At 60.0% G+C, this 11,848-nt stretch carries 9 protein-coding genes; 2 read left to right on the top strand and 7 right to left on the bottom strand.

The window, feature by feature from the left end; translation table 11 throughout:
- Positions 1 to 39: 39 nt before the first annotated feature.
- The 7 genes from PRZ03_RS03840 to PRZ03_RS03870 all read right to left on the bottom strand — a co-directional run bounded on the left by PRZ03_RS03840 (position 40) and on the right by PRZ03_RS03870 (position 9,647).
- A complete protein-coding gene (locus PRZ03_RS03840; RefSeq protein ID WP_273599111.1) occupies positions 40 to 2,109 on the bottom strand; it encodes a methyl-accepting chemotaxis protein in 2,070 nt (689 codons plus the stop codon).
- Between the two features lie 40 nt (positions 2,110 to 2,149).
- Positions 2,150 to 4,306 (bottom strand): methyl-accepting chemotaxis protein, encoded by a 2,157-nt coding sequence (locus PRZ03_RS03845; RefSeq protein ID WP_273599112.1) that lies wholly within the window; start codon positions 4,304 to 4,306, stop codon positions 2,150 to 2,152.
- A gap of 140 nt (positions 4,307 to 4,446) precedes the next feature.
- Positions 4,447 to 4,920 (bottom strand): chemotaxis protein CheW, encoded by a 474-nt coding sequence (locus tag PRZ03_RS03850; RefSeq protein ID WP_263532283.1) that lies wholly within the window; start codon positions 4,918 to 4,920, stop codon positions 4,447 to 4,449.
- A gap of 108 nt (positions 4,921 to 5,028) precedes the next feature.
- Positions 5,029 to 6,552 (bottom strand): methyl-accepting chemotaxis protein, encoded by a 1,524-nt coding sequence (locus PRZ03_RS03855; RefSeq protein WP_273599113.1) that lies wholly within the window; start codon positions 6,550 to 6,552, stop codon positions 5,029 to 5,031.
- A gap of 48 nt (positions 6,553 to 6,600) precedes the next feature.
- Entirely contained in the window at positions 6,601 to 8,745 is a 2,145-nt protein-coding gene (locus PRZ03_RS03860; RefSeq protein WP_273599114.1) for a chemotaxis protein CheA, read from the bottom strand.
- Positions 8,746 to 8,769: 24 nt separating this feature from the next.
- Entirely contained in the window at positions 8,770 to 9,132 is a 363-nt protein-coding gene (locus PRZ03_RS03865) for a response regulator (RefSeq protein WP_263531893.1), read from the bottom strand.
- Between the two features lie 50 nt (positions 9,133 to 9,182).
- Positions 9,183 to 9,647, bottom strand: coding sequence for a hypothetical protein (locus tag PRZ03_RS03870; protein ID WP_409993916.1), 465 nt, complete (start codon positions 9,645 to 9,647; stop codon positions 9,183 to 9,185).
- Positions 9,648 to 9,936: 289 nt separating this feature from the next.
- On the opposite strand from PRZ03_RS03870, the gene PRZ03_RS03875 reads away from it, so the two are divergent.
- Together PRZ03_RS03875 and PRZ03_RS03880 are read left to right on the top strand one after the other, a co-directional pair.
- Positions 9,937 to 11,106 (top strand): hybrid sensor histidine kinase/response regulator, encoded by a 1,170-nt coding sequence (locus PRZ03_RS03875; protein WP_409993917.1) that lies wholly within the window; start codon positions 9,937 to 9,939, stop codon positions 11,104 to 11,106.
- Positions 11,103 to 11,750, top strand: coding sequence for a response regulator (locus tag PRZ03_RS03880; protein WP_263531895.1), 648 nt, complete (start codon positions 11,103 to 11,105; stop codon positions 11,748 to 11,750). The genes PRZ03_RS03875 and PRZ03_RS03880 overlap by 4 nt, the downstream gene beginning before the upstream one ends.
- The last annotated feature ends 98 nt before the right edge of the window (positions 11,751 to 11,848 follow it).

Raw genomic sequence — 11,848 nt, forward strand, 5'->3', positions numbered from 1 at the left:
TGGTTAGCGCTGGCAGTTATTGCTGCCGGTGCGCTCGATTCAGAAAGACTGCCAGTCTCCGCTGTCGTCGTTGCTTGAAGCAGGCGAGGGGGCTGGAGCGGCTGCGGGTTTGGGGCTAGGTGCGGCAGCTTTTGCCGCTTGCTTAGGGGCAGGGGCGGGCGTGGGACTGTACGCAGCCTTCGGGGCTGGCTTTTGAGCCATGGTCTTGGCGCCCGATTTGAAGGAGGCGCTGGATGACGATGACGAGGCTTGGTGATTCTTGGGCGCTGCCGCAGGCGTGTAGGCATGTGCGCGTTGGCCTTCGTTGCTGCTGAGCTTGAAGACGGACACCACCTCGGTCAGGCGTTGAGCCTGATCCTTCAGGCTTTCGGCGGCGGCCGCTGATTCTTCAACCAAGGCCGCGTTTTGCTGCGTCATCTTGTCGAGCTGGACCACCGCGCCATTGACTTGGCCGATGCCGTCACTTTGTTCGGTCGACGCAGCCGTGATCTCGCCGATGATGTCGGTCACGCGCTGAACGCTGGACACAATATCGTTCATCGAGTTGCCGGCCTCTTCGACCAGACGCGTGCCGACCTCCACCCGATCGACACTGGCGCCGATCAAGCCTTTGATCTCCTTGGCGGCTTCGGCGCTGCGCTGGGCGAGCGAGCGAACCTCGCTGGCGACAACGGCAAAACCGCGGCCCTGTTCCCCGGCTCGCGCCGCTTCAACGGCAGCATTCAGCGCCAAGATATTGGTCTGGAAGGCGATGCCGTCGATCACGCCGATGATGTCGCTGATCTTCTTGGAACTGGTGTTGATCTCGTCCATGGTCGTGACCACTTGGCTGACCACGGTGCCGCCCTTGGCAGCCGCTGCCGAGGCTGAAGAAGCGAGTTGATTGGCGGTCTGCGCGGCATCGGCGGTTTGGCGCACGGTGCTGGTCAGCGTCTCCATCGATGATGCCGCTTCCTCCAGATTGGCCGCCGTTTGCTCGGTGCGTTGCGACAGGTCTTGCGCGCCCAGTGCGATCTCGCTCGACGCCGTTGTGATGGAGTTGCTGGCTTGCCTGACATCCAGAAGAATGTCTTGAATCTTCTTGGCGAACAGATTGAAGGCGCCAGCAATGCGGGCGATTTCGTCGTTTCCGCCCTCGGGCAGGCGCTGCGTCAAATCACCGCCGCCCGCGCTGATTTCGTCCAGCGCCGCTTGCACGCGGCTGATGCCTCGAAGCATGGTGGTGATCATGGTTGCCATCAGCGCGCCAGCCGCGGCAATCACCAGCAGCAGAACAAGTGCTGAAGCTCTTAGCAGTGCATTCAGTGAGGCAAGTGCTTCGCTTTTGTCCGCTGCAGCGACCAAAATCCAGTCGGTATCGGGAATGGCCACGCCGCGCAGCAGAAAGTCTTGCTCCCCGAAGCGTGCGCTGACCCAGTCGGCGCCGGCCTCGCGGATCTGCTTCATTGCTTTGTCATCGAGTTGTGAGGACAGAGTCAACAAGGGCTTGAGCGCAAGATTGGTGTCCGGATGGGCGACGATGACGCCTTTGGTGGAGACCAAAAATGCGAAGCCGTTCGGCGTCGGCTTGATGCCTTTGACGGTGTTGGATACCTCGTTCAAAAACACATCGGAGGCCACCACGGCTTTGACTTGGCCGCCTTCCTTGACCGCTTGTGCGAAGGTCACCACCAGAAGCTTGCGAGCGGCGTCCATATAGGGCTCGGTCAGGATGGTGCCGCTGGCTGCTGCGGCCTGGGTGAACCACGGCCGCCCTGTGGGGTCATAGCCGGGCGGCAGATTCTGAGGTGAGTTGAAGAAAATTTGCTTGTCGGCATGCGCAATATAAGCAGCCTCCAATCCGCCGGATTTGGCCGCTTGCACCAGAAAAGGGACAGGTTCCGCTTGCTGCGCTACCGGCACCAGCGAAACCACGATATCGCGCTGAAAGCGCATCCACTGACTGATGGTTGCTGCTTGATTGGCGGCAAGGGTGTCAAGGTCTCGCAGGACTTGGCTCTGCGAATGGTTGCGCACCACGACGTAGTTTGCGGCGGTGGCAATGCACAGCCCCAAGACCAATAAAGCAATGCAGAGCCCGATCAAGCGGGTCTTGATGGAATCAAACATGAATGCTCCTCAGATGTAGTCTGATGAAAAGGCCAATCGGTCAGAAACTTTCCCACTCGCTCTCATTGGAGCTAGAGGGCGGCGCTGCAGCCGGTTTTGCGGGCACCGCAGGGGCGGCCGGTCTTGCGGATATCGAGGCTGCGGGCGGCGCTGTGGCTGCCTTTTTGACAGCTGTGCTCGGCTTGGCTGGCTTTGGTGCAAATGCGGGCGCTGCCGTGCTGGGCTTGTGCGCCTGCGAGGCAGCGGGCTTATGGGCCGCAGGTCTGGCGTTGGCGGACTGGGCCACTTGAAAGACGGACACTGCCTCGATCAGCTTATGGGCTTGATCCTTCAGGCTTTCGGCTGCCGCGGCTGACTCTTCCACCAGGGCGGCGTTTTGCTGCGTCATCTGATCCAACTGCGTCACCGACTGGTTGACTTGGCCGATACCGTCGCTTTGCTCGCTGGCAGCGGCCGTGATCTCGCCGATGATGTCTTGCACACGCTGCACACTCGAGACGATTTCAGTCATCGAAGTCCCGGCGTCTTGCACCAAGCGGGAGCCCATTTCGACCCGTTCCACACTGGCCCCGATGAGGGTTTTGATCTCTTTGGCCGCCGCCGCGCTGCGCTGTGCCAAGGAGCGCACCTCGCTGGCCACTACCGCAAAGCCACGGCCTTGCTCGCCGGCCCGGGCGGCTTCCACCGCAGCATTCAAGGCCAAGATATTGGTTTGGAATGCGATGCCGTCGATGACGCCGATGATGTCATTGATCTTGCGTGAGCTGGTGTTGATGTCGTCCATGGTGGCCACGACTTGACCCACAACCTGGCCGCCCTTGGCCGCGGCGCTGGCTGCCGACATCACCAATTGATTGGCGGTGCGGGCGGAATCGGCGGTTTGCTTGACCGTGCCGGTCAGCTCCGTCATCGACGAGGAGGCCAGTTGCAGATTCGAAGCGGTCTGCTCGGTGCGCTGGCTCAAGTCTTGGTTGCCGGTGGCGATCTCGGCGCTGGCGTGGCCGATCGAGTCGACCGACATGCGTACCGTGCCAATGGTGTCGGCCAAGCGCTCGCGCATGGCCTCGGTTTGTTGAATCAATAAGCCGATTTCGTCATCACGGGTGCTGATGACCGACTGTGTCAGATCCCCTTGCGCGATCGCGCTTACCGCGTTGGTCAGCGCTCCCAGCGGACGCGCGACCCAGTTGCGCATCATCCAGAACAGCCCCAGGCCGAGGCCTATGGTGGTCAAGGTCAGCATGATCCAAAACGGCACCAAGGTGGCCCAATGCGAGGCCATTGCTTCGCTGCGGGAGACTTGCGCGACCACCCATAGTCCCGTCTTGTCACTCTTGCGTACGACGGCGAAATTGTCATCTCTTGGGCTGGCCAGCACATTGGGGAAGCTGGAGATATAGCCGTCACTGCTGGCGCCCAAATCGGTCAATGCTTTGTCCAGGCCCGGCATGAAATCGGCGACCAATTTTCCTTTTGCGGTGGGGTGCGCCGCAAATGTGGCCTTGGACATATCTTGGCCAGCGGCGACCAAGAACGTGCCGCCGCTTTCAAAAAACTTGGCGTTGGCGCTCAGGCCTGCCATCGCCACCTCAAAGGCGTCCAGATCAAAGCCCACAAAGAGCAGGCCGATGAGCTTGCCGTCGTCGTTCTTGATGGGCGAGTAATGCGTCATGTAAGCGCGGCCGAACAAGACGGCACGGCCAGAGTAGGGCTTGCCGGCTCGCACGGTGGCGTAAGCTGGGTGGGCCTTGCCCAGCATCGTGCCCATCGCGCGTTCGCCTTTGGCGTTTTTGAGCGAAGTGGTGATACGTTCGAAGTCATCACCCTTGGCTGCGAAAACAGTCGCCACGCCGCCGGTGGCGCCGGCAAATTTGTCGACCTGCGTGAAGTTGCCGTTCAGCTTGGGACCCCAGTCCCGCAGGTCCCCTGTGGCTTCGTCCAAGCTGAAGCTGGGTCCGAACTCCTGGCGTAAAGAGCCAAAATTTCGCTCAACCAAGATGCGCGAGGACTCGTCCATCGCATGCATGGAGTCAACCAGCGATTGCGCCTTGTCACCGACCCAGATCTGCACGCGTTCATTGGCGACCCGCGTCAGCATCACGCTGACAATGCCACTGACGGCGAGCAGAACCACCGCCAAGGTGATCCCGCCTATGGTCGATACGCGGCGTGCGATCGAAGTGGTTTTGCTCTTCATATCAAAACTCCGCTCAGTGGGTTTCTTGCGGGCCGCATCGCCAGCGGGCATGGAGCCGGCCTCACAAGCTTATTCGGTACTGACGGGGTCGATGAGGAAATCAAACCTTCAGGCTTTCGGGCCTTAGGGTCTTTAAACCCTTAAACCGTCAGGGAGTCCATCAGACCCATGTCCGAGCTGCTCATCAGGCCTTCGATGTCCATCAAAATCAACATGCGGTCATTGACGGTGCCAATGCCTGTGATGAAACTGGTGTCCACCGAAGTGGAGTTGAGTTCAGGCGCGGGGCGAATTGCGTCGCGGTTCAACTCCAACACGTCGGACACCGAATCGACAACCGCGCCAACCACACGGTTTCTGACGTTCAGCACAATCACCACGGTGAAGCTGTTGTATTCGGCGGAAGGACATCCCAGCTTCAAGCGCAAGTCAACGATGGGCACAATCACGCCACGCAGATTGACAACGCCCTTGATGAAGTCGGGCGCGTTGGCGATGCGGGTGGGCGGCTCGTAGGAGCGGATTTCCTGAACCTTCAGGATATCGATGCCGTACTCTTCAGCGCCCAGGCGGAAGGTCAAAAACTCGCCGCTGGACGGTCCGCGGTTCTTCATTGCCAGGCTGCCGGCTTCTTGGCGCAAGGCCGGAACATTATCTCGGGTGGTTTCCATGGCTTACCTCGTTATCTGTACGGGATGGATGGGTGACGTAAGGAAGAGAACTTAAAAGGATTCCCACTCGCTCTCGCTCTGGCTGGACGGAGCAGGCGCCTTGGCTTTTGGGGCCGGTGACGCTGAAATTGACGGCGCTGCGGGCCGCGGCGCGGGGCTCGGGCTGCTGCTCATCGCCGCTTTATGGACCATGTGCGCTGGGGCTGCTTTGGGCGGACTGCTCTTGACGGGCGTTTTCGCGTTGGCCTTGGGCGCCCGGTGCAGCGGCTTGGCCTCGTTGCTGGTGCGGAATTTACCCACAGCCTCGGCCAGTTGTTCGGCTTGGTCTTTAAGACTTTCGGCAGCTGCGGCAGATTCCTCCACCAGCGCGGCGTTTTGTTGGGTCATCTGGTCCAACTGCACAACCGACTGGTTGACCTGCTCAATGCCGTCGCTCTGCTCACTCGCGGCCGCCGTGATCTCGCCGATGATGTCGGATACGCGCTGCACGCTGGAAACGATGTCGGTCATCGAGGAGCCGGCTTCTTGTACCAAGCGCGAACCCACCTCGACCCGCTCAACGCTTGCGCCAATCAAGGTTTTGATCTCGCGCGCCGCTTCGGCGCTACGCTGCGCCAAGGAGCGCACTTCGCTGGCCACGACGGCAAAGCCGCGGCCTTGTTCCCCGGCTCGGGCCGCTTCCACCGCAGCGTTCAAGGCCAAGATATTGGTTTGGAAGGCAATGCTGTCGATCACACCGATGATGTCACTGATCTTCTTTGAGCTGGTGTTGATGTCGTCCATGGTTGACACCACTTGGCCGACCACTTCGCCGCCCTTGGCCGCAGCATGCGAGGCCGAGGTGGCGAGCTGGTTGGCGGTGCGGGCCGAATCGGCGGTCTGACGAACCGTGCCGGTCAGCTGCACCATGGACGATGCGGCTTGTTGCAGGTTGGAGGCAGTCTGTTCGGTGCGGTTGGACAAGTCTTGGTTGCCCGAGGCGATCTCCACCGAGGCAGTGCGAATGCTGTCTGCCGACGTGCGCAATTGGCTCACCAATCCCTGCAGGGCTTGCTGCATGTTCTGCAGCGAACGCATCAGGTGGGAAGCTTCGTCCTGGCCTTCAATAGCTTCGGAGGAACCGGTCAAGTCTCCATTCGCGATGGCGTTGGCCAAGGCGTCGGCTTGTGCCAAGGGCGTGCAGATGCTTTGCATATTCAGCAAGGTCAAGGGCACGACGATGATGGCGCCAAGACTGAGCACGATGATGAAGGTCATCAAGCTATTGTCCCGGGCGCCCTTGCCATGGGCTTGCGCAAAATCCGCGTTCTGCTTCAGCGAGGCCTTGATTTCACTCAGCAGCTTTTCTTGCTGGGCGCCGCCTTCTTTGCCAGCGCCGGACTCCATGAATTGAGTCAATGCAGTTGCCTGCTTGGCGAGTGCGGATGAGTTCTCAACGATCTGCTGGTTGTGATCCCGCAGCGTATTCATGCCCATATAGCCGACGCCACCTACCAGCAGCAGCAGGCCCAAAACCATCGCGATCGCTCCGATCATGCGGGTGCGAATGCTGAATTGCCGGATCAATGCGCTCATATTTTTTGGAGGCTTTCTGAAGAAGTGATGCGTGAAAAAGGGAGGGCGTCAATGACGCGAACGCCGCACCAAGCTGCCGACGTCGAGAATCAAGGCCACCCGACCATCACCCATGATGGTGGCGCCCGATACATCGGGCACCTTGCGGTAATTGGCTTCGAGGTTCTTCACCACCACTTGTTGCTGGCCCAGCAGTTCATCCACCAGCAATGCAACGCGACCGCCTTCGGCTTCGACGACCACCATGATGGTGCTGACATGTTCGAAGTCAAAGCGAGGCACTTGGAAGATGGTTTCAAGACCAATCACCGGCATGTATTCATCGCGCACCTCGACTACCCGGCCCGAGCCGGCGACGGTCTTGATGGTGTCGGCCTGCACTTGGAAGGACTCGATCACCGAGGACAGCGGCAAGATGTAGACCTCTTCGCCGACGCCTACGCTCATGCCGTCCATGATGGCCAGGGTCAGCGGCAGGCGCACCGAAACCTTCATGCCGTAGCCTTCAGCGGAGTCGATCTCCACCGTGCCGCCCAAGGAAGTAATGTTTCGCTTCACCACGTCCATGCCGACGCCGCGTCCAGACACATCGGTGACCTGATCGGCGGTCGAGAAGCCCGGCGCGAAGATCAAGTTCCAGACGTCCGAGTCGCTCATCGAATCAGGCGCGTCGATGCCTTTCTCGCGTGCCTTCTTGATCAAGCGGTTGCGGTTCAAGCCGTTGCCGTCATCGCGTACCTCAATGACGATGGAGCCGCCTTGGTGCGAAGCGACCAGGGTGATGGTGCCATGCTCGGGCTTGCCCTTGGCAAGACGGTCGGCGGGCATTTCGATGCCGTGGTCGCAGCTGTTTCTAACCAAGTGCGTCAGCGGATCGGTGATCTTCTCCACCAAGCTCTTGTCCAGCTCGGTTGCTTCCCCCTGCGTCACCAACTCGACCTTCTTGCCCAGCTTGGCAGCCAAGTCGCGCAACATGCGCGGGAAGCGGTTGAACACGATGGACATCGGGATCATCCGGATCGACATCACCGACTCTTGCAAGTCGCGCGTGTTGCGCTCCAGATCGGCCAGACCGGAGGTCAGCTGTTGGTACAGGCCCGGCGCCACATCGCGGCTGTTCTGCGCCAGCATGGCCTGCGTAATGACCAATTCACCGACCAGGTTGATCAGTTGGTCCACCTTTTCGATCGAGACGCGCAGCGTTGACTGTTCCATGCCGGCCGCTGGTCCGCCCGCAGGGCGTGCCGCTGCTGCGGGCGCCACGACGGCGGGCTTGGCCGCTTCGACTTGTACTTTCAGCTCGCTGGCGGGGGTTGGTTCGGGAACACCGGGCGCATTGTCAAAAAAGCCATAGCCCAGCTCGGCCTCTTGAGCCGCCGCTGAACTTGCGGGCGCTGCTGCGGCTGGCGAGCCGGGCGAGCCCTCGTGGAAACCAAAACCTGGGCCAAAGGGCAGCAAATTGACTTGCTCGCGCGCCACATGGAAGGTGAACAAGTCGAGCAAATCACCGTCCGAGCTACTGGTTAGCACTTTGAAGCGACGTACGCCGTCGGCCGCCACACCGCCGTCCAAAGGCTCAATCGTGCCGAGGTCGGTGATCTCTTTGAACAGGTCGACCAGGTTGTCGGCCAGACTCAGATCGGTCAGAGGGCCGACCCGCATTTCCAATTCACGCACGCCAGGCTTGACGGGGGCTGCCTTGGGGGCTTTCGGCGCCGCGACAGCGGCGGGTGCGGGTGCTGCGGCGACCGGCGCGTCGAAGTCGGCTTGTTCGCTCTCCACAAAGCCGCGAATGCTGTTCAGGAGATCGGTGGTGTCAACGGCCGCTGCGCCGGAGCCCTGATGGCGCCCCAATTGGGCGCGCAAGGCATCACCCGATTGCAGCAAGGTGTCGACCATCGGCGAGGTAGGCTGCAGCTCATGGCGACGTAGCTTGTCCAGCAAGGTCTCCATTTGGTGCGTCAGTTCAGCCACATCGCTGAAGCCGAAGGTAGCTGCGCCGCCCTTGATCGAGTGGGCGCAGCGGAAGATGGCATTGAGCTCTTCGTCGTCAGCGGTCTCGATATTCAGGTTGAGCAGCATCTGCTCCATATTGTCGAGATTCTCGCCCGCCTCCTCGAAGAAGACTTGGTAAAACTGGCTGAGGTCGATTCCAGCGCTCAGGCTGGCGCCCTCGGAAGTCATTTCTCCCATGCTTTACTCCAATTTGACGACGGTTTAGCGAATGACCTTGCCAATGACTTCGATCAGCTTGGCTGGGTCGAAGGGCTTCACCAGCCAGCCGGTGGCGCCTGCGGCGCGGCCGGCTTGTTTCATCTGGTCGCTGGACTCGGTCGTCAAGATCAGGATCGGGGTGGTCTTGAACTTGGGGTTATCACGCAATTTCTTGGTCAGGCTAATCCCGTCCATGCGCGGCATGTTTTGATCGGTCAGGACCAAGTCGAAGTCGCGTGTTGTCGACTTTTCGAGCGCGTCTTGCCCATCCACTGCTTCAACGACGTTGAAGCCAGCGTTTTTGAGTGTGAAGGCGACCATTTGGCGCATCGAGGCCGAATCGTCCACGGCAAGGATTGAGTGCATTGTTGTCTCTCCGGGGTATCAAGCTGATTTCGGTAACTGAACAGGTTTCTTTAGAACAATTCGATCGAACCCGCGTCCATCTCGTCTTGTGTGACTGGGTTGGGTCGCAAGGGTGCTAGTTCAACGACGGATTCGCCGTCTTCGTCGTCGCCAAAGGTATCGCGGGCCAGCTGATCGGCGCAGTTGCGCAGGCGCTGGCTGGTATGTGCAATCAACTGCGTGGCCATGTCTTGAAATTGCAAGGCCGTGATGGCGCCAGCAATGTCTTCGATGACTTTCTTCAAGACGGGGTGGTGGGTACTGTCGGTCTGTTCGCCGGACTGCTGGATCAAGCCATGAACATGGCTAGAGGCGCTGTAGAAATGCATGGAGAGCGCTTCTCCCGCATCGTCCAGCAAGCGTTGCAGGCGCTCCAGATCATGGGTGACCGTCATCAGGTGATCTTGCAGCTCGGCGGCCGCCAGCAAAGGGGTCATCCCTGGGTCGAAGGGATCGCTTGATTCATTCATCGGCATCTTTGCTCCATGCTTATGGGTCCTTGCGGGGCCAAAGCCGCCTCAAAAGAAGGAGGTCAACTCAAGCAACCCACGGCGACCCGTTGCTTGAACGCATCTTCGGCATTTCTGGCGCATCTGTCGACAGGACAATAGCCACAGAAGCAGGCTATTTCTTCGCAATCTACACAGGCTCTGCATTTGATGCAAGGGTTTACCCTTTGTTGTGATGCCGGGCAGTTGCAAACTAGTTGTAGCAACGGGTTCCCCTGGGTCAATCCTTCACGCATTGCCTGCATACTTCGCCACCATGTCGATGCCAACTGCCGAGCGCCACCTGCGCGTACTCCATATAGAAGATTCAGAGCTTGATCATCAGCTGATCATGGCGCAGCTGCGCCGTGCCGGATTGAATATTGAACTCGAACGGATAGACAGCCTGGCCGAAGTTAGCCGCGCACTCACACAACCCTGGGACGCGCTGATCTCGGACTACAACCTGCCGGGTTTTTCGGGTCTGGTGGTGTTGGATATGTTGAAAGCCAGCAAGCTGCTGCTGCCTTTCATTTTGGTGTCGGGCGAGATCGGCGAAGACACCGCCGTGGCGGCGATGCGCACCGGTGCCTCTGACTATTTGCTCAAAAAGGATTTGGCCCGCCTGGCGCCGGCCTTGCTGCATGCGATCGAGGCCTGCGAGTCTGAACGTGCTCGCATTGAAGCGGATCGCGAGTTGATCAAATCCAAACAGCGTCTGCATGAATTGGCGGGTCATCTGCAGACCAGCGTCGAGATGGAGCGGGCCGCGATTGCTCGCGAGATTCATGATGATGTCGGCGGCTCCCTGACCGCGCTGAAGTTCGATCTGGCCTGGATTCAGCGTCATGCCAAGGACGCCGGGGTTTTGCAGCGGGTCGAGTCGGCCTTGGAGACCGTCACCGGTGCCATCGAGGCCAGCCAGCGCATCATGCAAAATTTGCGGCCGGCCATTCTGGAGCAGGGCCTTGTTGCCGCCGTGCAATGGATGGCCGCGCGCTTTGAGCGCCGCACCGGCATCGTGGTGACATTGCGTTGCAGCAGTGAAAACGAGATGCAGCTGCCGGCCGGTGTGCCCTTGGTGGCTTACCGCACGGCGCAAGAGGCGCTGACCAATGTCTCCAAGCATGCGAATGCCAGCCGGGTCGATATTGATCTGAGCGTGGACTCCGGGGTCTTGACGCTCGAAGTTAGCGACAATGGGGTGGGCATTGCGCCCGGCGCATTGGCCAAGGCGCGCAGCTTTGGTATTCGCGGCCTGCACGAACGCGCCGCAACCGTAGGGGGATGGGTGGACTTGAGCAGCAATAACAAGGGCGTGAGCCTGATACTTTCGGTGCCGCTGCAGATGGAGTCGCTGGACTTCGCCGGCGTCGACGAGGGGCAAACTCCGGTACAGCCTGTAGCTGAAGCGACTGCCGCATCCGCCGGTTGGGTGCAGCCATGATCAAGGTTATTCTTTGCGATGACCATGCCTTGATCCGGCGCGGCATCCGTGACACCTTGTCCGATGTGGCCGATATCGAGGTCATCGGCGAGGCCTCCGACTACGGCGAGCTGCGCAGTTTGCTGCGGGACTTGGGGCCGAATTCGGCCATTGACGTGTTGGTGCTCGACATCAATATGCCCGGGCGCAGCGGTCTGGATGTATTGCATGTGATGAAGGACGAGGGCACCTCGATCCGTACCTTGATCGTGTCGATGTACCCGGAAGATCAATACGCGATCCGCGCGCTGCGTGCGGGTGCCTACGGCTATGTCAACAAGGGCGGTGACCCGCAGGTGCTGGTGCAGGCAGTGCGCACGGTGGCGCAGGGGCGCAAGTATGTGACGCCCGAGATCGCGCAAATGTTGGTAGAGAGCTTGACCGCGCCGGTCAATGAGCAGGCGCATCAGAAGCTCTCGGACCGTGAGCTGCAGACTTTGGTGATGATTGCTTCGGGCAAGCGTTTGTCCGATATCGCCGAGGAGCTGACGCTGAGCCCGAAGACGGTCAGCGTCTACCGGGCCCGCGTGCTTGAGAAATTGGGCTTGGCGAATAACTCCGAATTGACGGTGTACGCTATTCGCAACGGTTTAGTGGCAAGCTGAGCTGCGGCCGGCAGGCCTTGTTTTTCCGGCGATGAGGAGGCTGCCCTTGGTGTTAAAACTCGCACCCAGTGCGGCACATCAATTCCTCTGGCATGACT

This window comes from Roseateles albus (genome assembly GCF_028595345.1).
GTDB lineage: Bacteria > Pseudomonadota > Gammaproteobacteria > Burkholderiales > Burkholderiaceae_C > Paucibacter_A > Paucibacter_A albus.

Bases quoted from the DNA above. Each gene is read 5' to 3' on its own strand.
- PRZ03_RS03840 (WP_273599111.1), bottom strand. From the start codon at position 2,109: ATGTTTGATTCCATCAAGACCCGCTTGATCGGGCTCTGCATTGCTTTA.
- PRZ03_RS03845 (WP_273599112.1), bottom strand. From the start codon at position 4,306: ATGAAGAGCAAAACCACTTCGATCGCACGCCGCGTATCGACCATAGGC.
- PRZ03_RS03850 (WP_263532283.1), bottom strand. From the start codon at position 4,920: ATGAAGAACCGCGGACCGTCCAGCGGCGAGTTTTTGACCTTCCGCCTG.
- PRZ03_RS03855 (WP_273599113.1), bottom strand. From the start codon at position 6,552: ATGAGCGCATTGATCCGGCAATTCAGCATTCGCACCCGCATGATCGGA.
- PRZ03_RS03860 (WP_273599114.1), bottom strand. From the start codon at position 8,745: ATGGGAGAAATGACTTCCGAGGGCGCCAGCCTGAGCGCTGGAATCGAC.
- PRZ03_RS03865 (WP_263531893.1), bottom strand. From the start codon at position 9,132: ATGCACTCAATCCTTGCCGTGGACGATTCGGCCTCGATGCGCCAAATG.
- PRZ03_RS03870 (WP_409993916.1), bottom strand. From the start codon at position 9,647: ATGCCGATGAATGAATCAAGCGATCCCTTCGACCCAGGGATGACCCCT.
- PRZ03_RS03875 (WP_409993917.1), top strand. From the start codon at position 9,937: ATGTCGATGCCAACTGCCGAGCGCCACCTGCGCGTACTCCATATAGAA.
- PRZ03_RS03880 (WP_263531895.1), top strand. From the start codon at position 11,103: ATGATCAAGGTTATTCTTTGCGATGACCATGCCTTGATCCGGCGCGGC.